Source organism: Mycetocola sp. Y171 (assembly GCF_056713165.1).
This window is the reverse complement of record NZ_JBWYGX010000001.1, coordinates 1,077,415-1,097,238: the sequence shown is the minus strand read 5'-3', so window position 1 is coordinate 1,097,238 and position 19,824 is coordinate 1,077,415. Positions and strand designations below refer to the sequence as shown.

Annotated in this window: 15 protein-coding genes; 9 read left to right on the top strand and 6 right to left on the bottom strand. The window is 67.5% G+C overall.

Going from position 1 to position 19,824, the window contains the following annotated elements:
- Nucleotides 1-94: 94 nt before the first annotated feature.
- From AC1M2K_RS05160 to AC1M2K_RS05145, 4 genes are read left to right on the top strand one after another with little or no spacing between them, the layout of a single operon-like run.
- Nucleotides 95-3,229, top strand: a complete 3,135-nt coding sequence (locus AC1M2K_RS05160) for an FtsX-like permease family protein (protein ID WP_480240102.1) — start codon at nt 95-97, stop codon at nt 3,227-3,229.
- Nucleotides 3,226-5,976, top strand: a complete 2,751-nt coding sequence (locus AC1M2K_RS05155) for a hypothetical protein (protein WP_480240101.1) — start codon at nt 3,226-3,228, stop codon at nt 5,974-5,976. The genes AC1M2K_RS05160 and AC1M2K_RS05155 overlap by 4 nt, the downstream gene beginning before the upstream one ends.
- Nucleotides 5,973-6,911 carry an ATP-binding cassette domain-containing protein gene (locus tag AC1M2K_RS05150; RefSeq protein ID WP_480238323.1) on the top strand — a complete coding sequence of 313 codons (939 nt, stop codon included), beginning with the start codon at nt 5,973-5,975 and terminating at the stop codon, nt 6,909-6,911. The genes AC1M2K_RS05155 and AC1M2K_RS05150 overlap by 4 nt, the downstream gene beginning before the upstream one ends.
- Nucleotides 6,908-7,600: an ABC transporter ATP-binding protein gene (locus tag AC1M2K_RS05145; RefSeq protein WP_480238322.1), complete on the top strand. Its 693-nt coding sequence runs from the start codon at nt 6,908-6,910 to the stop codon at nt 7,598-7,600. The genes AC1M2K_RS05150 and AC1M2K_RS05145 overlap by 4 nt, the downstream gene beginning before the upstream one ends.
- An 11-nt stretch (nt 7,601-7,611) precedes the next feature.
- Here the strand turns inward: AC1M2K_RS05145 and AC1M2K_RS05140 are convergent, their stop codons facing one another.
- Nucleotides 7,612-8,331 carry a hypothetical protein gene (locus AC1M2K_RS05140; protein ID WP_480240100.1) on the bottom strand — a complete coding sequence of 240 codons (720 nt, stop codon included), beginning with the start codon at nt 8,329-8,331 and terminating at the stop codon, nt 7,612-7,614.
- Between the two features lie 195 nt (nt 8,332-8,526).
- Here AC1M2K_RS05140 and AC1M2K_RS05135 point away from each other — a divergent pair, with 195 nt between their 5' ends.
- Nucleotides 8,527-9,918 (top strand): MFS transporter, encoded by a 1,392-nt coding sequence (locus AC1M2K_RS05135; protein WP_480240099.1) that lies wholly within the window; start codon nt 8,527-8,529, stop codon nt 9,916-9,918.
- Nucleotides 9,919-9,937: 19 nt separating this feature from the next.
- Here AC1M2K_RS05135 and AC1M2K_RS05130 read toward each other — a convergent pair whose 3' ends face one another.
- Nucleotides 9,938-10,306 (bottom strand): GntR family transcriptional regulator, encoded by a 369-nt coding sequence (locus AC1M2K_RS05130; protein ID WP_480238319.1) that lies wholly within the window; start codon nt 10,304-10,306, stop codon nt 9,938-9,940.
- Between the two features lie 87 nt (nt 10,307-10,393).
- On the opposite strand from AC1M2K_RS05130, the gene AC1M2K_RS05125 reads away from it, so the two are divergent.
- Nucleotides 10,394-11,275 carry a Vgb family protein gene (locus AC1M2K_RS05125; protein ID WP_480240098.1) on the top strand — a complete coding sequence of 294 codons (882 nt, stop codon included), beginning with the start codon at nt 10,394-10,396 and terminating at the stop codon, nt 11,273-11,275.
- 26 nt (nt 11,276-11,301) lie between these two features.
- Here the strand turns inward: AC1M2K_RS05125 and AC1M2K_RS05120 are convergent, their stop codons facing one another.
- Nucleotides 11,302-12,054 (bottom strand): GTP pyrophosphokinase, encoded by a 753-nt coding sequence (locus AC1M2K_RS05120; RefSeq protein WP_480240097.1) that lies wholly within the window; start codon nt 12,052-12,054, stop codon nt 11,302-11,304.
- An 81-nt stretch (nt 12,055-12,135) separates the two neighbouring features.
- On the bottom strand, nt 12,136-12,654 hold the full coding sequence (locus AC1M2K_RS05115) for a CGNR zinc finger domain-containing protein (protein WP_480240096.1): 519 nt from the start codon (nt 12,652-12,654) through the stop codon (nt 12,136-12,138).
- A gap of 105 nt (nt 12,655-12,759) precedes the next feature.
- Between AC1M2K_RS05115 and AC1M2K_RS05110 the strand changes: the two genes are divergently transcribed.
- Nucleotides 12,760-13,593 (top strand): alpha/beta fold hydrolase, encoded by an 834-nt coding sequence (locus AC1M2K_RS05110; RefSeq protein WP_480240095.1) that lies wholly within the window; start codon nt 12,760-12,762, stop codon nt 13,591-13,593.
- 75 nt (nt 13,594-13,668) lie between these two features.
- Here the strand turns inward: AC1M2K_RS05110 and yczR are convergent, their stop codons facing one another.
- On the bottom strand, nt 13,669-15,093 hold the full coding sequence (yczR, locus tag AC1M2K_RS05105; RefSeq protein WP_480240094.1) for a MocR-like transcription factor YczR: 1,425 nt from the start codon (nt 15,091-15,093) through the stop codon (nt 13,669-13,671).
- Between the two features lie 94 nt (nt 15,094-15,187).
- Between yczR and AC1M2K_RS05100 the strand changes: the two genes are divergently transcribed.
- The gene (locus tag AC1M2K_RS05100; protein WP_480240093.1) at nt 15,188-15,532 is read left to right on the top strand and encodes a hypothetical protein; all 345 of its coding nucleotides are present in this window, start codon (nt 15,188-15,190) and stop codon (nt 15,530-15,532) included.
- Nucleotides 15,533-15,604: 72 nt separating this feature from the next.
- Here the strand turns inward: AC1M2K_RS05100 and AC1M2K_RS05095 are convergent, their stop codons facing one another.
- Nucleotides 15,605-15,943: a cupin domain-containing protein gene (locus tag AC1M2K_RS05095; RefSeq protein WP_480240092.1), complete on the bottom strand. Its 339-nt coding sequence runs from the start codon at nt 15,941-15,943 to the stop codon at nt 15,605-15,607.
- Between the two features lie 164 nt (nt 15,944-16,107).
- On the opposite strand from AC1M2K_RS05095, the gene AC1M2K_RS05090 reads away from it, so the two are divergent.
- Nucleotides 16,108-19,806, top strand: coding sequence for a choice-of-anchor I family protein (locus AC1M2K_RS05090; protein ID WP_480240091.1), 3,699 nt, complete (start codon nt 16,108-16,110; stop codon nt 19,804-19,806).
- Nucleotides 19,807-19,824: the final 18 nt, after the last annotated feature.

Here is a 19,824-nt window from a genome sequence, read left to right as displayed (position 1 = left end):
TCGGACCGGACCTATACTTTCCCGGAACGGTTCGAACCATCGCCAATGGAGGTGCGCGGTCATCTCCTCTCATTTCCCGGGTTCTCAGACGTGGGTGCTGTCGCTTGCGGCTCGGCGGTGGGCGTCGCAATGGAAACTCTTCGCCCTCGTCCTGGTCGTCGCCATCGTTGCTGGATCCGTGCTGGCCGGAACACTTCTGCTCGTCCGCTCCGGCGAGCAAGCCGGGGTGCGCGCTGCGCTGTCGTCCATCCCAGCTGAAAACGTCGACGTCACTGTGCGTGTCCTGAACCCGCCGACACCGGTCTCGGGGACCCGAACCGCTGTCGATGACGCAACGGCCGACGCCTTCGGTTCCGGGACGGAGTGGTCATCCACCGCGTGGGTCACCACGGCGTGGGTGACCACGGAGTCGAACGTGTTCTCCTATCTGGCCGAGATCGACGATCCGCAGGCGGCAGCTTCTCTCGTCGACGGCGTCTGGCCGGACACCTGGCCCGGGGTTGCAGTGCCGGAGTCTGCGGCGCTGTCACTGGGGTTATCGGTCGGAGATTCCCTCTCGTTCGATGACGACGACCGGTCGCTCGCCGTGCGCGTCGACGGCATCTATCGCGCAGACACGGCGTCCGGGATCTTCTGGGAGAACGACCCGCTCCTCGCGGCGGGCGACAAGCCACAATTCGGCGAGCCCGGGAAATCCTTCGGCGACATCGTCCACGCCATGGGACCACTCCTTCTGCCGGCGGGCGGCGCCGACGCCTCAGGGGTGGGGGCGACCCAGCTCGGAGTCACCGAACATCCGTCCTTCGTCGGCGTCGGTGTCGAGGGACTCGATTCCCTGGCTGTGCGGCTGGCCGACGCGGAGTCGACGATCGGCGCTGCCGTATCGGAGCCCCGTGGCGCTGTCATCATCGACACGAGCCTGGGGACTGCACTCAGCGATGTGTCCGCCGGGTTGGAGGCCACACGAGCCGCCGCTCTCACCGTCCTCCTCCTGCTGCTGGTCGTTGTGGTGATGGTCCTCTCGACGGCCACGCGGCTCCTCGCCGATGCGCGGGCGCCGGAGTTCGAACTGCTGGGCGAGAGGGGTGCATCCGTCGGTCAGCGAGCCGGGGCGGTCGCCGTCGACGCCCTGGTTGTGGGGACGATCGTTGCCGCAGTGAGTCCGTGGGGTGGGGCGGTCGTCCACGCGATGGTCAGCGCGGTTCCGTCTCTGTCGACAGCCGGCTTTGATCGGTGGGTGCAGCCGGGCCGAGACGAGTGGATGGCGGTTGCCGCCCTGGCTGCCGTCGTGGCTGTGCTTGTCTGTGTGCCGTCAGCTCGGCGGGGGGACGGGAGATCCGCCAATCGCGGTGCGAGCACCCGGGTCGCGCTGGAGACGATCGCCGTGGTCTCGTCGATCGTCCTGTTGTGGCGAGCGGCCGCCCAGGCGTCGACGGTGGGCGACCCGCTTCTCGCCGCCACTCCGGCCGCTCTCGTCCTCGCGTCCGGCATGATGGGAGTACGGATCGTCTCGGCCGCTCTACGGCCCGTTGCGGCTGCCCTCGGGCGGACGCGAGGGGCCGTCGCACCGGTAGCAGGCTGGTACGCAGCACGGAGGCCGGGTCGCGGCGTCGGTCTTCTCGTGGTCGCGGCAGGGATCGGGGCGGCCGTGGTCGTCGCCGGATCAGCGGCCACCTGGCAGCAGTCACTCCGCGAGCTCGCCACTGTGGCGGTCGGCCCACCGGTGCGGCTGCATGGCGACGCTGCCGCAGAGGCCGTCGCGTCCGGAGTCGGTGCCCCCGTCACCCGCGGCGAATCGCTCATTTCGCGGGTGATCATTCCCGGCCTCGAGATCGACGTCCCGTTCGCCTCCGCCCAGGTCCTCGGACTGTCCCCTGCCGCACAGTCGCTGCTCCCGACCGATGCGAGCGGACGTGCAGACATCATCGGTGCGCTTCCGCCCGCTGGTGCGCCGGACAGTGGGCCGACATTGCCGACTGGAACGGGCGAGGTGCGGGCAATCGTGGATGTCACAGCGCCCGCCGGGGTGTACGTGGAGGTCTCGGTCGTCACCGCGAGCGACCAAGGAGTGCTCACCGTCAGCAGCCTCGGGGAGACGGCGCCTGACCTCCCGCCCCACGAAATGGCGGCCACACTGGATCCGGATGTCGCCGGGACGAGACTGGTCGGAGTGGTGGCCCGTGTCGCATCGGATGTGGAAGGATCCGGGCGAGTGAGCATCATCCTCAGCTCGATCGCGACGGCGAAGGAAGCAGGGGGGAGTTCGTCGACCCCACTCGACCTCAGTGAGGCGGGGGGATGGGCAGGGTCGAGCAGCAACGGTGACGACTTCACCGGCGTGGAGGCCACGGCGACGGGCGTCACGATTGCCGCGCCGGTCGTCCTCGGCGGTTTCCCGACAACGCTCGGCGCCGTGGGCTGGGAGCCGGTGGCACAGATCGCAGCCGTCGTGCCCGAAAGCATGGCCGACCACCTGGATGTGACGGCCGGCGCAGACATCACGTCGTTCGTCGCCGGGAGCCGGGTCACGTTCCGCATGGCTGGGACGACGGCCGGCGTCCCAGGAGCGGCATCGACAGGGGACCTCGCCGCACTGGAAGCCGGCCTCCCCGCACCCTCCCGCGCCGAGTCGACGATCGTCGTGGACGGCACAGCACTCGTGCACCAACTGGTGCAGACCTCGGCGCCCGGAAGTCTCGTCGATGAGGTGTGGACGGACGGCACCGCCGCATCGTCGCAATCCCTCGACGGGACGGGGGCGGTCGACGCCGAGTCGTTCGGTGAGCGGATGCTCGACGCCCCCCTTCGCGCGGTGCTTCCGGTCTCGTTCGTCCTCGTCGTCGCTGCGGGGTTCCTTCTCGCTCTCGTCGGATTCGCGGCGCAGACCGCGGCCTCCATCCGGGCGCGCAGGCTCGAGTCGGCGCAGTTGCGGGCGCTCGGGATGTCGCAGCGAGCGATGACTGCCGTCGCGTTGGCAGACGCAGCTCTGGCAGCCGTCGCCGGCGCCGTCATCGGACTCGTGGCCGGGCTGGTCACGCTGGCGTTCGTCGGAACCCGCCTGGTCACCGCTCCGGGGTGGACGGCCGTCGATCTCGTGCTGCCGTGGCAGATGATCGCCGTGCTCCCTGTGCTCGGTGCTGCGGTCCTGGTGGTCACGCTCTTCGTGATTCAGCGAGCACAGCGTGGTCTCCCCCTCGCCGACCTCCTGCGGTCAGGAGCCTCGGAATGATGTTCAGTCGTGGCACGCGGCATGCCGGTCAGGGCGGCGGTCTCCGCGGTGCCCTCAACGCATTCACCGGCACCAGGCGGCTCGTGATACGCCGTATGCGGCAGGATGCGCTTCCGCTCGTCGGTGTGATCGCCCTCATCGCCCTGACCTCGTCGATCGCCGTGGGTGTGCCGCGCACGATCGAAACGACCCTCGATGAGGCGGCGAGCGAGGCCGTCTCCGTCGCCGGCCATGAGGCCGATCTTCTCCTCGCTGCACCCGTCGGAAGCACACAGGAGCCGGGCATCACGACAGCAGAGCGGCTGACGACGTTCGGCGGGGAGTTGCCGTCGCGCCTCCCGCGATCGCTCTCAGAGGTGCTCGGCGAGGTGACCACAAGCATCCTCGGTCCGACTCTGGCCGGTTCGACGACGATCGGACGCGTCGAGGTGCAGGTCGGAGTGCTCGATGCTGCCGCCCGTGACGTGATCGAACCGGTGACCGGAGTGCTGCCGGAGGAGAGCAGCCAGGGCGCGCAGGACGGCTCGGCAGCGCCCACCCCCGTCGTGCTCTCGCCCGCTGTGGCCGATTCAGCCGGACTCGGCGTCGGAGACACCCTCGAGCTGGCCGGTGCATCAGCCAACCCTCCGGTCCGGCTGATCGTCGTGGGAGTCATCGACCAGGTCACCGAATCTCCGGCGTCGTGGCTCGACCTGCCGAACGTCTGGATTCCCAGCGAGTCGGGGAGCGACCGCGATGCCCTCGGTTTCACCGTGCTGACGGATGCCGGCTCGTACGACGACCTCTCCACCCGTTTCACTGGTTCCGTCTCGGGTGTGATCCGGGTGTCGTTCGACGCCGCACGGTTCGACACGGCGACCCTGTCACGGGTGAGTGAGAGCATCGACGCGCTTGAAACGTTGAGCGGCGGCCTCACCGAGAGTGCGCCGCTGACCGTGACGGTGGCATCCGGCTTCGAAGAGGAGCTCGCGCCGTTCGCGTCCGCCGCCGCCGCCGCTTCGGCGCAACTCTCAGCGCTCGGCGCCGGATTGTTCGGAGTCGCGATGTTGCTGCTCATCCTTGCGTTCGTCGCGGTCGGAGGTCGTCGTGAGCGTGAAATCGAACTCCTCCGTTCCCGGGGTGCGCCGCTCGGGCTCACCGCCGCGCACGCCGGTGTGGAAGCTGTCGTCGCCGTGCTCGTCGGCGTCGGCGTCGGTGCCGGTGTCGCCATCGCGGCTCTCGGCCCCCCAGACACGCTTGGGCTAGTTTTCGTCGTCGTCGGTATCGCCGTGGTGACCCCTGTGATCGTTGCGGTCAGGCAAGCCATCATGGCCGACACCAGGGCAGGCACGGTTTCGGCGAAACGACGGCTCTTTCCCGCCATCGCCGTGGCCGTCGTCGTCACGCTCGCAGGCACGGCCGTGATCGCCCTCCGGTCGAGGGAGCCGGACAGTGCGGCGACCGTCGACCCGCTCGCCCTCGTGGCCCCCGTGCTCCTGGCCGCTGTGGTCGCCATCGTTCTCTCGCCCGTTCCGGCGTTGCTGCTGCCACCACTCCGGTGGTTCGTCGAGCGAACCAGGGGGGCAGGTCCACTGGTCGCTGTCACCGGCACCGGGCGAAGCAGTTCTGTGCTCACACTGACGACACTGACCCTCGCGGTCAGCGTCGCCATCACCTCCCTGGTTCTCACCGAGAGCGTGTCGGCGGCACAGGACGCCGCAGCCTGGAAGTACGTCGGCGCAGACGTACGACTCGACGGCGTCAGCGATCCGGATGCCGCCGTGGCCGCGTTCGAGAGCGAGGGAGGCACTGCGGCCGCCGTGACCGTGATCGGCAGGGCCGACCTGCGTGGGGATGGACACTCGTCGACCGTACGCATGCTCGCCGTCGACGACCGCTACGCCGAACTGCTCGAGGCGCTGCCCGACGATCGGCCGGACCGGGCGAATGCCGCGTCGGTCTCCAGGCTGGTCGACGAGAGCGCGGATTCTGCCGCTGCCGGAAGCGAGGAACCCGTTCCCGTGCTCCTCGATCCCCGACTCAGCTCGTCGTTCGAGGGCGAAACGGTCAGGCTCGAGCTCGACGGCCTGCGCGTGCCGATCCGGGTCATCGATGCTCCTTTCGCCCCTCCTGGTTTTCCGACAGGGCTGCTCATGGTGGTCGATTCTGAGGCCCTTGCAGCGTTCGTCACCGCCCAGGGAACAGCGTTGCCTGCGACATCGCAAGAGACGTCAGTGCTTGCCGTCGGCTCGACTGCCGCCGCGGCCGACGCCGGGTCTCAGATCGTCGACCGGCGGGAGGTGCTCGACGACGCGCGCGCCGGCGCCCTGACGGCTGGTGTGACAGACGCAACGCTGCTCTCACTTGTTGGAACGGGAGTTCTCGCTGCGTTCGGTATGCTCCTCATCTCCGTGCTCGGCGCCAGGCGCCGGGGGCGCACATTGGCGCTGCTCGGCACGCTCGGGGTACCGAGACGAGCCGGTATCGCCGCCGCGTTCGGGGAACTGACCCCGGTCGTCGCAGGCGCGGTGCTCGGTGGCGCCGTGGCATCCGCGGCGATCCTCGTGGCGGCAGGGCAGGCCTTCGGGGTGGGGGAACCCGCCGGACCAGGCGAAGGGGTACCCGTCGGGATCGTCGTGCCCGGATGGTCCCTCGTGGGTATCGTCGCCGCATCGACAACCGCTCTCGCCCTGGCCGTGCTGATCGACACGCCGCTCTCGCGACGTACTCGAGCAACCGCTATTCTGCGATCCGGGGAGGACTCATGACTCTGGTCAGTGCGCTGTCGACAGGCGGCCATGGAGAATTCGGAGCCGGCGCGCTGATCGCCTGCGACAGCGTCGTGCGCGTCTTTCGCGCCGGCGGTGTGGAGGTGCAGGCTCTGCAGGGTCTGGATCTGCTCGTGGAGGAGGGCGACGTGCTGGCGATCGTCGGGGCGTCCGGCTCGGGCAAATCGACGCTTCTCGGCATCCTTTCCGGTCTCGACACGCCGACGGCCGGTCGAGCCCGCGTCGCCGGTCACGACCTCCTCACCATGCGGGGAGCCGAACTCGTGCGTTACCGTCGTTCCACCGTCGGCTTCATTCGGCAGCAATCGTCCCGCAACCTCCTTCCTACCCTGACCGCGGCCGAGAACATCGCTCTCCCGCTCGCACTGGCCGGATCCGGTCGCCGCGCGCGCGATGAGCGGGTGAAGGAACTGCTGGCGGTGATGGACCTCGTCGACAAGGGTGATCGCCGGCCGGAGCACCTCTCGGGTGGTGAGCAGCAGCGTGTGTCGATCGCTGTAGCGCTCGCGGGGGCGCCCCGGGTGCTTCTTGCCGATGAGCCGACGGGTCAGCTCGATGCTGCGACGGGGGACCAGGTCTTCGCCGCCCTGCGAGCGGCAAACGCCGCATTCGGCTGCACGGTCGTCATCGTCACGCATGATGTCGCCGTCGCTGGTCAGGTTCGACGCACCGTGGCGATCCGCGACGGCCGCATCTCGTCGGAGACCCTGCGCCGGGAGGGTCTCGATGCCGAGGGCGAAACCACACTGTCCGAGCAGGAGTTCGCGGTGCTCGACAGGGTGGGGCGATTGCAGCTTCCCGCTGACTACCGCGAGGCGCTCAACCTGAGCGAACGCGTCAGGCTCACCCTCGAGGATGATCACGTCGGGGTGTGGCCAGAGCATGACCAGGAGTCGACGGAGACACCGTCATGAGTGATGTGCTCAGGGTCGAGAACCTCACGCGCACCTTTCCCACGCCGGCCGGTGACGTCACCGCGCTCCGCGAGGTCTCTTTCAGCATTCCGAAGGGTGCCATCGTCGCACTCTCCGGCCGGTCCGGCTCAGGGAAGACCACCCTCCTGAACTGTGTGAGCGGGCTGGATGTGCCCAGTTCAGGAACGGTGACGCTCGACGACAAGCCGATCACCGGCCTGAGCGAAGACGCCCGCACCCGGCTTCGCCGGGAATCGATGGCCTTCATCTTCCAGACCTTCGGCCTGCTGCCCCACCTCTCCATCGCTGAGAACGTCGGGATGCCGCTGCGGCTGAGACGCGAGGAACCCCTGCGGCGCGAGGAGAGGGTCGCCGAGCTCCTCGACCTCGTCGGCCTGGCCGGTCGCGGCCGGGTGAAGCCCGATCAGTTGTCCGGCGGACAGCAGCAGCGCGTGGCGATCGCCCGCGCGCTCGCGGGCCGGCCCAGACTGCTGATCGCCGACGAGCCGACGGGTCAGCTCGACGCCGCAACCGGGGCGGCGATCATGGACCTCATTCGCACGGCGGTCCATGCAGAGGGGGCTACAGCGATCATCGCCACTCACGATGTTTCCGTGCAGGGATCCGCAGACCGGGTGCTCCGCATCGACGACGGTCGCCTGGTGCGAACCGGAAGGCACCTCGCCTGAAGGACGGTCGCCTAAGCGTCCTGTTCGGCAGAGTCGAGGACGCCAGCAGCTTCCGACACCTGGGCGGCGGGGAACGCCAGTGAGGTGAGGTAGACGACAAGGACGCTCATGACCGCGATCTCGCCGCCGTCCTCAAGTGCGATGAAGAGCGGGTCGAAGAACGGCACGTCGATGAACGGGCTGTGAACGGCGTCGACGATCACTCCGAAGCCGGCGAGTGCGGCGAAGAGGATTCCGACCGTTACGGTGATCCGCCGCACCTCGCGGCGCGCGAGCTTGTAGCCCACAGCGAGCGCGATGATCAGAACGACGCCCACCACGCCCAGCCAGAGCGTCTCACCGATGTGAGTGGACAGCTTGCCGACGTAGAGCACCGTGCTGGCGAACCAGGTTCCAATGCGTTCGTGGATGAGGAAGTAGTCGTCGGCGAGCAGATACGCGGCAGCGCCCGCCCAGATCAGGAGGACGCCTGCGCGCAGCCGGACAGCCGCGATCAGCAGCAGGAGAATCGTCCACGCCGTGAGTGTCTGGAAGAACACCTCGCCGTAGCCCCGCTCGGAGGAGAGGTCGAACAACGGGCTCCACGGTGCGCCGACGAGCCGGTGCGACAGGTGCAGCGCGATGTAGGCGGCGGTCGTCGTCCAGAGCAGAACGAGCATGCCGATGAGGCGGGAATCATCGAGCCCGAGCGCCGTCCGGGCGCGGGTGAATTTCGATGAGGTGTCGTCCATGACGGCCTTTCGGTCGGTGTTTCCCGTCGAAGGCCGGGTTCTCGATGCCTATGATCACAGAAATTCGCTCTCATCGGGGCTTCCCGCGCTGACGATCCCGAATCTCGTCTGGAGAGCCTTTCGTCAGACTCGGGGAACGATGGCAGAGGCCACGGGGGCTGACAGACGGAGCGCTCTTCGGAGCATACTTGTGCCATGGCATCCGTCCCCCGCACCGACCAGGCCACGCAGCGCATCGTCTTGCTCGTCGCTATTCTTGCGTCGTTCGTCGCCTTCCTCGATGGAACGATCATCAACGTCGCCCTGCCGGCGATCACCCGCGAGTTCGGCGGCGGGCTTCCGGTCCAGCAGTGGGTGGTCGACGCCTACCTGCTCACGCTCGGCGCCTTCATCCTGCTGGCCGGGTCGTTGTCGGATGCCTTCGGTCGCGTACGCATCCTCACCATCGGCCTGATCGGATTCGGCGTCACGTCGCTGTTGTGCGCCTTCGCACCGAGCGCTGAGTTCCTCATCGTCGTTCGGGCGCTGCAGGGTGCGGCGGCTGCGCTTCTGGTGCCGAGCTCGCTTGCCATCATCATTTCGACGTTCCACGGCCAGGCCCAGGCGAAGGCCATCGGCACATGGACGGCGTGGACCGGTACCGCCATGATCGTCGGCCCGTTGCTCGGAGGGCTGCTCGTCGACACGATCTCGTGGCGGCTGGTCTTCGGCATCAATGTGCTGCCGATCGCGGTCACCCTCTGGCTGCTCATGAAGATGGACAAGGAGCCGGCGCAACTCACCCGCCCCCGGGTCGACGTGGTCGGCGCGTTCCTCGGGGCCATCGGTCTCGGTGGACCGGTGTTCGCGCTGATCGAGCAGGCCAGGTTCGGCTGGTCGAGCCCGGTGGTGTGGGTCCCGTTCGTCGTGGGCGTGGTCGCGTTCGTCCTCTTCATCTGGTGGGAGGGTCGCACGCGTGACCCGATGATGCCGCTGTCGTTGTTCCGCTCACGCAACTTCTCCGCAGGCAACATCGCCACGGTGTTCATCTACGGCGCGCTCGGCTTCGGCTTCTTCGTCATCGCGATCTACCTCCAGCAGGTCGCGGGCTGGCCGGCGACCCTCGCCGGGCTGGCGACGCTGCCGCCCACCCTGGTGATGCTCCTGCTCTCGAGCCGCATCGGTTCCCTCGCCGGCACGTACGGCCCGCGGTTCTTCATGACCGTCGGACCGCTGGTCGCCGGGATCGCCTTCCTGCTGATGCTCTCCGTCACCGAGGATGTCAACTACTGGCTGCAGCTGCTCCCCGGGCTTGTGATCTTCGGCCTGGGGCTCTCCATCACCGTCGCTCCGCTCACCAGCGCGATCCTCGGGGCGATCGACCCCAGCCAGGCCGGCATCGGCTCGGCGGTCAACAACGCCGTCGCTCGCGTCGCCGGCCTCGTGGCCGTCGCGTGCGCCGGGCTCATCCTCGGTGGCGTCCTCGACCTGGCCGGATTCCACCGCGCCATGATCGCCACAGCGATCATGCTCATTCTCGGCGGTGCCGTCTCGTTCGTAGGCATCAGGAACCCGGTGCTCACCGAGGCGCAGTCGCCGCCGTCCTGAGCGACGCCTGCGTGAGGGGTCAGGAGCGGATGCCGAGGGCGGCGGTCACGATGGCCAGCGCTTCATCCGGGTCCAGCCCGAGGGACTTCACCCGGTCAGCGTAGGCGACGGCGGCCAGCTGCGCCTGCTGATGCCCCGCGTCACCGCTCGCGGCGATGAACGATCCGTTGCGTCCTCTCGTCTCGATCACTTCGTCGTGTTCCAGTTCGCGGTACGCGCGGGCGACAGTGTTGGCGGCGAGACCGAGTTCCTCGGCCAGCCGGCGCACCGTCGGTAGTTTGTCTCCAGGCACGAGGTCTCCTGAGCGCGCACGCTCGATCACCTGCATCCGCAACTGCTCGAAAGGAGGCGTCGAGGAGGTCGCGTCGATGACGAATCGTGAACCCATGTTCGCTCCTTCGATGGACATCAATTGTCGCAATACAAAGACGCCGCTGCAAGGCGGAGAGTTGCACGATCGGCATACGCTGGAGCCATGACTTCTCGCATCACCGAGCATCGGATCTCGGGACCTGAGGCCCGCCCGTACGGTGTCGCGACGACCAGGGACGGCGCGATCTGGGTCACGCTCATCCACGGACAGGCACTCGTTCGTCGCGACTCGGACGGAACATTCACAACCCTGCCCCTCGGCGCGGGGACCGAGCCCTCGCTTCTCGCCGCGGCCACAGAGGACTCGGTCTGGGTGACGGATGCCGCGGGCGACCGGATTCTGCGGGTCGGCCCTGATGGCATCCGTGGAGCGACCGATCTGCCGACCGCCGGCGCCCGCCCGTTCGGCATCGCCGCCTCGGCAGGAGGCGAGGTGTGGTTCACCGAGATGGGCGGCGACGCACTCGGCCGGATCGGCATCCTCGGCCGCGTGGACGAATTCACCACCGGTGCCGCCGGCGGCATGGTCTCGATGGTGGCGTGCGAGGGTGAGAACGTCTGGTTCACCCTCAACCAGGCCGATGCCATCGGCTACATCCGTGGCGGGAACTCCGCCGTGGTCGTCACCGCACTGCCGACAGCCGCAGCAGCACCGGTGGGGATCACCGTGGCTGACGACGGTGCGGCCTGGTTCACCGAGATCGGCGCCGGCCAGATCGGACGCATCGACAGCGACGGGCGGGTCACGGAGTTCCCGCTGCCCGACCGAACGAGCAAGCCCCATGCCATTGCGGCGGCACCGGCGGGTGGATGCTGGTTCACGCTGTGGGCCTCGAATCAGGTCGGTTTCATCGACGCACACGGGGGAGTCGACCTGACGGACCTGCCGACACCGTCGAGTGAACCCCATGGGCTCGCGGTCGCGGCCGACGGCACGGTCTGGGTGGCGCTGGAGACCGGATTCCTTGCCGAACTGAGCGGGTAGGAGCCCCTACCTGATCCGCGTCGTGCTCACTGCTGCCTCTCGGATCGCGCTGCTCCGAGCATCCTGAGCAGGGCGTCCGGTAGTTCCATCCGGCCGATGTCCTTCGTCTCGATCACTCCGTCGTCCGTGCCGGTGACGTCGCTGAGTGCGACGACTTCGTCGTGCAGCCGTTCCATCTTCACGTCCAGGCGGTTCGCGGCCAGCGCCGCTTCGCGGAGCTCCCCGAGCAGTCGCTCGGGAACGTCGCGGTTGTACTTGTAGTAGATCTTGTGCTCGAGGCTGGCCCAGAAATCCATCGCGATCGTGCGGATCTGGATCTCGACTTTCACCTGCTCGACGTGGTCGGACATGAACACAGGGACCTCGATGATCATGTGCAGGCTCTTGTAGCCGTTCGCCTTCGGCTCGGCGATGTAGTCGCGCACCTGGAGCACGGTCACGTCACGCTGCGCGGCGATCATGTCGAAGATCTTGTAGCTGTCAGAGATGAAGCTGCAGGTCACTCGGATGCCGGCGATGTCGTGGAGTTCCGACCGGATGCCGTCGAGGGTGAGCTCGCATCCCTTTCGCGCTGCCTTCGAGAGGATGCTCTCCGGCGACTTCAACCGGGAGCTCACGTGCTCGATCGGGCTGTAATCGTGCCGGTGCGCGAACTCCTCCTTGAGGATGTTGATCTTCGTCATCACCTCGTCGATGCCGAACTTGTACGACAGCATGAAACGGGTGAACTCGTCGGTGATCGTGCGAAAGTCGTTCAGCTCCCGATGGACATCGGCCATTGCAGCGGTTCCTTCCGGTGGCGGCTGGGTCCGCCGTTCCCCAGTCTGCCACCCGGTCGCTGGCCGTCAGCCGAGAAGGTCCTATGCCGAGAGGTCGCGGGTCCTGGCGTAGTGCCTGCGCGACTTCATCCGGTTACCGCAGGACTCCATCGAGTGCCACTTGCGCGTATTGGCTTTGCTGTTGTCGACGAGGAAGTGCTGGCATTCGGGGTTCGCACACGGCCTGATTCTCGACCCGGTCGGGGTCTGCAGGGCTGACCATTCCTCGATCGCGCGCGCTCCGACGGCGATGTCTTCCGGCACGTCGAGCCCCCAGGCCAGCCGGCCGTCGGCGAGGGTGGCTGACTTGTGCATCCGGGTCAGCCAGGGATCGAGGGCGCTTGCGGGGGCCTCGGAACGCAGGAACGGCACGAGGACGTCGCGCGCCTGCCGAGCGCCGGCGATCTCCGCAGAAGAGCCGGTGCCGCCTCGGGCACGGAGCCATGCCCCTGCCTCTGTCTCGTCGGCCAGTTCGTCGTAGACGCCGTCCCCCAGCACGAGCCGGGAGTTCACCAGGTCGAGAAGGAGAGGTGTCGCGGCGAACGTTTCCGGGATGTTCATGACCTAACCATATCAAACGTCTTGACAGGTTGGGTCTTTTCGTGTTTGGATGTCCTCACAACCACCCAAACGCCGCAAGGCGGTTAGAGAGAAAGAAGACAGTTCATGGCGTACATCACCGTCGGCCAGGAGAACTCGACGAACATCGACCTCTATTACGAAGACCACGGCTCAGGCCAGCCGGTCGTTCTCATCCACGGCTACCCCCTCGACGGCCACTCCTGGGAGAAGCAGTCGGCCGCCCTCCTCGACGCGGGCTACCGGGTCATCACGTACGACCGACGCGGCTTCGGCCAGTCGAGCCATCCCACGATCGGGTACGACTACGACACGTTCGCCGCAGACCTGAACACGCTCCTCGAGACGCTCGACCTCAACGACGCCATCCTCGTCGGCTTCTCCATGGGCACGGGTGAGGTCGGAAGGTACATCGGCACCTACGGAACCGGTCGCGTCGCGAAGGCCGCATTCCTCGCGTCGCTCGAGCCGTTCCTGCTCCACACCGACGACAACCCGACCGGCGTTCCGCAGGAGGTCTTCGACGGAATCTCCGCAGCGGCGAAGGCCGACCGGTTCGCCTGGTTCGACGACTTCTACAAGAACTTCTACAACCTCGACGACACCCTCGGTTCCCGGATCAGCGAAGCCGCAGTGCGTGGCAGCTGGAACGTCGCCGTGACGTCGTCGTGGTTCGCGGCATCAGCCGTCGTTCCGTCCTGGCTCACCGACTTCAGGGGCGACATCCCGAAGATCGACGTGCCGACGCTGATCCTGCACGGTACGGCCGACCAGATCCTCCCGATCGACTCGACCGCCCGCCCGTTCTCGAAGCTGCTCCCGGACGCCGACTACGTCGAGATCGAGGGTGCTCCCCACGGTCTGCTCTGGACGCACGCCGACGAGGTCACCGCCGCGCTGCTCGCCTTCGTCCAGAAGTAGCCGTCAGCGCAACCAGCCACACCGCCGGATGCCGCCACTCGCCAACGCGAACGGCGGCATCCGTGCGTCCGGGGGTCAGAGAACGTGCCGGGTGGGCTGCCCTGAGGCCTGCGGAAGGTCGAAGCGGGCCCTCGCGAGAATGGCGACGGCCCGCTCGATATCGTCGGGTGAGGCTGTGATCGGGATGCGGATGTTGCGTTCGAACTCGCCGTGGAGGCCGAACCAGGGGCCGGCGCCGATGAGGAGCCCGTGGGTGCGGGCTGCGATCGTGAGAGCCGAGCTGATCGGTGCGTCGAGGTCGATCCACGCGGCGACACCCCCGGCGACGTGATGGAGCCGGGCATCAGGGAGGTGCTCTCGCAGCGCACCGGCGAGGGCGCCCCTGGACTCCCGGTGCACACGGCGGCGGTAGTCGACGATGGCGGTGAAGTCCTCGAGCACCTCGGCGACGGTGAGCTGGTCGAGAACCCCGACCCCGAGATCGTAGGAGAAGCGGGCCGCGTGCAGGCGATTGATGAGGTCGTGCGACGCGCGAATCCACCCGACGCGGAGTCCGCCCCAGATGGTCTTGCTGGCGGACCCGACACTGATCACGGTGCCGCCCAGGGTGTCGAAAGCGGCGAGTGGCGCGCCACCGGCCCCCCGGTCGATGTCGAGGTCGGCGGTGGTCTCGTCGGAGACGATGATCGTGCCGTGCGCTCTGGCCGCGTTCACCACCGATTCGCGGACATCGGTCGTCATGCTGCGGCTCGTCGGATTGTGGAAGTCGGGCATGAGGTAGGCGATCGTCGGAAGCGACCGGGCGAGCGTCTGCGTGAAATTCGCTGTGTCCCAGCCGTCGTCGCCATCGACGATCGTGGGGACGAGCCGGGCCCCTGCGGAGCGGAATGCTTCATTGGAGTGCGGATAGCCTGGCGTCTCGACGACTACCCGGTCACCGATCGAGATCAGGGTCCGCGCGATCAGAGAGATCGCTCCGGCGCCGCCATTGGTGACGAGAATCTGATCCGGTGACGTCGGCACGCCGTCGGCGCTGTACTTGTCGGCAAGCAGTTCCCGCAGGGCAGGCAAACCCGCCAGCTCATAACCGTCTGTCGCCAAACGTGCCGGCAGATGCGCCAACGCGCGTTCAGCCGCTGCGTGCACGCCGGGCGCGGCGGGCGATGTCGCGCGGCTGAGGTCGAGGAGGTCGCCAGCCCCCGGTATCGGGAGATCGCCGGTTCTTCCCGGTATGGCGATCTCGGTGCCTGAGCCCTGCCGGCTCTGCGCGTATCCAGCGCGCCGGAGTTGCTCGAGCGCGGAATTCACTGTCGTGCGGCTGACCCCGAGGTGGTCCGCGAGTTGACGCTCAGACGGGAGCCGCATCCCCGCCTTGATGCGGCCGTCGATGGCGAGCAGGCGGATCCGCTCCGCCAGGGCCGAGTAGTCGCTGCCCGCGGTGCTGCGCCACTCGCCAAGCAGTTCGGTGAGGTGATGCAGCGAAACCGATGTTGCCGACATCTGACCAGTTTATCGCAATTGGTCTCTTGTTTGAATACCAATTCGGGATTGGTATGGAGGTGGAAAGTGACCAGATCAACGAACAGGAGATGTCATGACCAGTCGAAGTGCACTGACCGCCGGATGGATGTCGGTCGCCTGCGCCATCGTGCTCATTCCGACGACGGCGTCGGCGGCTGAAGGGCCCGGAACCTGCCTGGAGGAGGTGCGTTCGTCAGGGCCGATCGTCGCCGATCGCGTCGAACGCGCTCTCGAACGGTGCCGGGAGGATGCATCGGACGTGCGAGAACTCGCCGATGCGGAGTTCTCGGCGCGCGCGCTCGCGCTCGCCGGATGCGTCCGGGATGCACGGCAGGGCGGATTCCGGCCCGCCGACCGCCTCGAGCACGACATCGAGGTGTGCCTCGTTGCGTCGATGGATCAGGCGGGAACACGGTGACTGGGGCGGGTACGCACAGGAGAGATGCCGCCGATCGCCTTCCGCGACCGGCGGCATCCGTATGTCGACGCCCTATTCCAGATTTTCCTGGATCATCCGCGGTGACGCGTGGATGCACACCAACTCGAGTCGCCCGGTGCCGGTGTTCGTGAACTTGTGGGCCGCGCCCGCAGGCACGGTGACGATGTCGCCGGCGACGGCATCCACACTCTCCCCATCCGCAACGATGGTGGCCGAGCCTGAACGGACGATCCACGTCTCGGTGTACGGATGCCGGTGAAGGCCGGGACCCTGACCGGGCTCGTTGTCGACGAGGAAGAAGGAGACCCCGGAACCGTAGCCCTCTCCCTCGAATCGCGCGGTGCGACCTGAGCCGACCACGAGGTCGGCGGATCTGACAACGGTGACCATCTGAACTCCTCCACATCGGTGTGCGTCCGGCCTATTGTTCCCGGCTGTGGGGTCAGGTTCAAGGGACTGTGCCCCATGCGGACACCGTGCGTTCACCCTGCCGCCACCTGGGCTCAATAGACATGACAGGCACCCGTCACTTCCATCCCTTTCACGGAGTCCCCATGCCTGCATCCCGGCGTCACCGCCGTCGCCCACCCGCTCCCGTCCTGGCCTCGGCGATCGTCCTCGCCGTCGGGGGCTCGCTCGTCCTCGCCCCTCCGGCCGTCGCCGGTGTCGTCGCAGAGCCGATCAGCTTCTCGGCTCCCGACGCCGCGCTGGGACTCTCCGCCGTCGGCAGCTACGAGACGGGGCTCTTCGACGAGTCGGCAGCGGAGATCGTCGCCTACTACGGGAAGCGCGTCTTCACAGTGAACGCGCAGGCCGGTGCCGTCGACGTCCTCGACGTCAGCCGTCCGGAAGAGCCCGTGAAGCTCTATTCGATCGAGGGCGACGGCATCGCCAACTCGATCGCCATCCGGTCGGACGGGCTCGGTGTCATCGCCCTTGAGTCGACGGTCAAGACGGACGCCGGATCGCTGGTCTTCTTCGATGCCAACAGCGCGACGTCGGATGCAGTCCTCGGCGACGTCGAGGTCGGCGCACTGCCCGACATGGTCACGATCTCGGCAGACGGCACCTACGCGGTCGTCGCGAACGAGGGTGAGCCCAGCGACGACTTCACGGTCGACCCCGAGGGCTCGGTCGGCGTTGTGGCTCTTCCCGGCGCCGTCGCAGCACCCGCACAGGATGCCGTGGCGATCGCCGACTTCCACGACTTCGAGGCCGGCGGGTCCAGGACCCTCGACCCCCTCGTGCGCGTCTTCGGCCCCACGCCTGAGGCTGGGAACCCGATCTCACGCAACCTCGAGCCCGAGTACATCGCCATCGACGGCGGAACCGCGTATGCGGCCATCCAGGAGGCGAACGCTGTCGCCGTGATCGACCTGGCCAGCGCGACGGTGACCGACATCTGGCCGCTCGGCTACAAGGACCATGGCGTTGCAGGCAACGGCCTCGACGCGTCCGACCGGGACCCGCGCGATGCTCCGACGATCAACATCGAGTCGTACCAGGGACTCCGTGGCGCATACATGCCGGACGGGATCAACGCATTCGACTCGAACGGAACCACGTACCTCGTCACCGCGAACGAAGGCGACTCGCGTGAGTGGGGCGACTTCATCGACGCAGCCAGGGTCAAGGACCTCGGCGACGACCTTCCACCGGTGTGTGAGGACAGCTCGCTGGCCGGGCTCACGGGGGACGCCGACCTCGGCCGCCTGAACATCATCACCGATCTCGGCCTCAGCGAATCCGGGGAGTGCTACGAGGAACTCGTCGCGTTCGGCGGGCGCTCCTTCTCGGTCTGGACCACGGACGGGAACCTCGTCTACGACTCGGGCGACAGCCTCGAACGGCTCACCGCAGAAGCGAACCCGGCGTTCTTCAACTCGAACCACTCCGAGTCGAACGCCGAAGGCCGGAGCGACGACAAGGGACCGGAGCCGGAGAATCTCACCATCGGAACCGTCGACGGTCGCACATACGCATTCATCGGACTGGAGCGCGTCGGTGGCGTCGCTGTGTACGACATCACGGACCCAGCTGACGCCACGTTCGTGACCTACGAGAACAACCGGAACTTCGACGAGTCCGTCGAGGACGGCGGGAACCTCGCCGAAGCGGGCGACCTCGGCCCCGAGGGCCTCGCCTTCATCCCTGCCACCGCCTCACCCACCGGCGAACCGATGCTCGCAGTCGGCAACGAGGTATCGGGAACGACGACCCTGTTCAGTATCGACACACTCGGTTCAGGCACCACGACCGTCCAGGTCCTCGGGATCAACGACTTCCACGGCCGGATCGAACAGAACCTCGGCTCGCGCGAAGCGGGTGCCGCCGTCCTCGCCGGTGCGGTGGACGCTCTCACGGCGGAGAACCCGAACACGGTGTTCGTCTCGGCGGGAGACAACATCGGCGCCTCGACCTTCACGTCGTTCTCACAGCAGGACGCGCCGACCATCGAGGCGCTCGTCGCCTCGGGACTCTCGGTGTCGGCCGTCGGCAACCATGAGTTCGACGCCGGCTGGAACGACCTCACGGACCGTGTCATCCCGGCCTTCGGTGGCCCGGAGTTCGCTCTCGGTGCGAACGTCTACCTCAAGGGAACGACCACGCCTGCGCTCGACGAGTATGCACTCAAGACCGTCGGAGGAGTCACCATCGGTTTCATCGGGACAGTGACGGAACAGACGGCCACCATGGTGTCGCCTGCAGGCATCGCCGCGATCGAATTCGGTGACCAACTCGAGGCTGCGAACCGTGTCGCCTCCACACTGCAGGACGGCGACCCGGCAAACGGTGAAGCAGACGTGATCGTCCTGCTCACCCACGACGGTGCCGCCGTCGCCGACTGCGACTCGATCGCGACGGGGACGAGCGACTACGCGCAGATCGTGCGTGGAGCATCCACGAACATCGACGCCATCTTCTCCGGCCACACGCACCAGGAGTACGCCTGCTCATACCCCGTCGCTGGCTGGGCAGACGGCCTCGAACGACCCGTCGTCCAGGCCGGTCAGTACGGCGCGGCCCTCGACCGCCTCACGATCGAGGTGGATGAGGCAGACATGTCCGTCGCGTCCCTCTCGGCCGAAGTGCTCCCACTTGTGGTCGATGGCAAGGCGGCATACTCGGCGGACGCCGACGTGGCAGCTATCGTCGCTGCGGCAGCAGCTGACGCAGCCGTCGTCGGTGCGACGACGGTCGGCCGCATCAGCGGGGACATCCTCCGAGGGGGAACCGCTGGATCGGACCGGGGTGTCGAATCGACGCTCGGGAACCTCGTCGCCGACATCCAGCTCTGGGCGACGTCCAACGAGGACTTCGGAGGAAAGCCGGCGCAGATCGCGATCATGAACTCCGGCGGGCTGCGCGACGATTTGCTCTACGGCACGGACGGAGTGGTGACATACAAGGAAGCCGCAGCGGTGCAGCCGTTCGCGAACACGCTGTGGACGCTCGACCTCACTGGTGCGCAACTCAGGACGATCCTCGAGGAACAGTGGCAGCCGGACGGTGCTCCCAGGCCCAAGCTGCACCTCGGAATCTCTGACGGCTTCGGTTACGTCTACGACCCGGATGCCCCGCGCGGCAGCCACATCCTCTCGATGACCTTCAACGGCGACGAGATCGCTGACGACGACGTGTACCGGGTCGCCACGAACTCGTTCCTGGCAGGTGGCGGCGACAACTTCGGGACCTTCACGCAGGGCGCGAACGCGGCAGACACCGGACAGGCCGACCTCGCCGCGACGGTCGCATACTTCGACGCCCACGACGTCGTCGACCCGGCCCCGCTGGGCCGCGCCGTCGTCGCGGGCACGGACTGGGCCACTGTCTCGGTCGAGTCGACCACCGTCGTCCAGGGTCAGTCCGTCGACGTCGTGGTGACCGGTCTCACAGAGGGTCAGGAGATCAGTGCCACGCTGTTCTCCGAGCCGCTCGTCATCGACGATATCCCTGCGGCGGATGCGACGGGGACCGCCCGGTTCACCGTCACGGTGCCGCTGGACTTCGTCCCAGGCGCCCACACGCTCGAGGTGTCGTCCGTCGGACTCGAGCCGATTCCGACGGCGCTGACCGTGCTCGCGGCAGCGGCAACCCCTCCCGGTGGCGGCTCTCCCGCCGACTTGGCGGCGACAGGCGCGAACGTCGGAGTACTCGCTCTCCTCGGCGTGCTTCTGACGCTCGCAGGCGCCGGTCTGCTCCGCCGCCGTGCGTTGCTGACGGCCGTGGAGTCGACGCTGCACGGGCGCTGATCAGCTGACCGACGGATG

What these genes read in the sequence shown, in the direction of transcription:
- AC1M2K_RS05155 (WP_480240101.1), top strand. Translation starts at nt 3,226, where the DNA reads ATGATGTTCAGTCGTGGCACGCGGCATGCCGGTCAGGGCGGCGGTCTC.
- AC1M2K_RS05150 (WP_480238323.1), top strand. Translation starts at nt 5,973, where the DNA reads ATGACTCTGGTCAGTGCGCTGTCGACAGGCGGCCATGGAGAATTCGGA.
- AC1M2K_RS05145 (WP_480238322.1), top strand. Translation starts at nt 6,908, where the DNA reads ATGAGTGATGTGCTCAGGGTCGAGAACCTCACGCGCACCTTTCCCACG.
- AC1M2K_RS05140 (WP_480240100.1), bottom strand. Translation starts at nt 8,331, where the DNA reads ATGGACGACACCTCATCGAAATTCACCCGCGCCCGGACGGCGCTCGGG.
- AC1M2K_RS05135 (WP_480240099.1), top strand. Translation starts at nt 8,527, where the DNA reads ATGGCATCCGTCCCCCGCACCGACCAGGCCACGCAGCGCATCGTCTTG.
- AC1M2K_RS05130 (WP_480238319.1), bottom strand. Translation starts at nt 10,306, where the DNA reads ATGGGTTCACGATTCGTCATCGACGCGACCTCCTCGACGCCTCCTTTC.
- AC1M2K_RS05125 (WP_480240098.1), top strand. Translation starts at nt 10,394, where the DNA reads ATGACTTCTCGCATCACCGAGCATCGGATCTCGGGACCTGAGGCCCGC.
- AC1M2K_RS05120 (WP_480240097.1), bottom strand. Translation starts at nt 12,054, where the DNA reads ATGGCCGATGTCCATCGGGAGCTGAACGACTTTCGCACGATCACCGAC.
- AC1M2K_RS05115 (WP_480240096.1), bottom strand. Translation starts at nt 12,654, where the DNA reads ATGAACATCCCGGAAACGTTCGCCGCGACACCTCTCCTTCTCGACCTG.
- AC1M2K_RS05110 (WP_480240095.1), top strand. Translation starts at nt 12,760, where the DNA reads ATGGCGTACATCACCGTCGGCCAGGAGAACTCGACGAACATCGACCTC.
- yczR (WP_480240094.1), bottom strand. Translation starts at nt 15,093, where the DNA reads ATGTCGGCAACATCGGTTTCGCTGCATCACCTCACCGAACTGCTTGGC.
- AC1M2K_RS05100 (WP_480240093.1), top strand. Translation starts at nt 15,188, where the DNA reads ATGACCAGTCGAAGTGCACTGACCGCCGGATGGATGTCGGTCGCCTGC.
- AC1M2K_RS05095 (WP_480240092.1), bottom strand. Translation starts at nt 15,943, where the DNA reads ATGGTCACCGTTGTCAGATCCGCCGACCTCGTGGTCGGCTCAGGTCGC.
- AC1M2K_RS05090 (WP_480240091.1), top strand. Translation starts at nt 16,108, where the DNA reads ATGCCTGCATCCCGGCGTCACCGCCGTCGCCCACCCGCTCCCGTCCTG.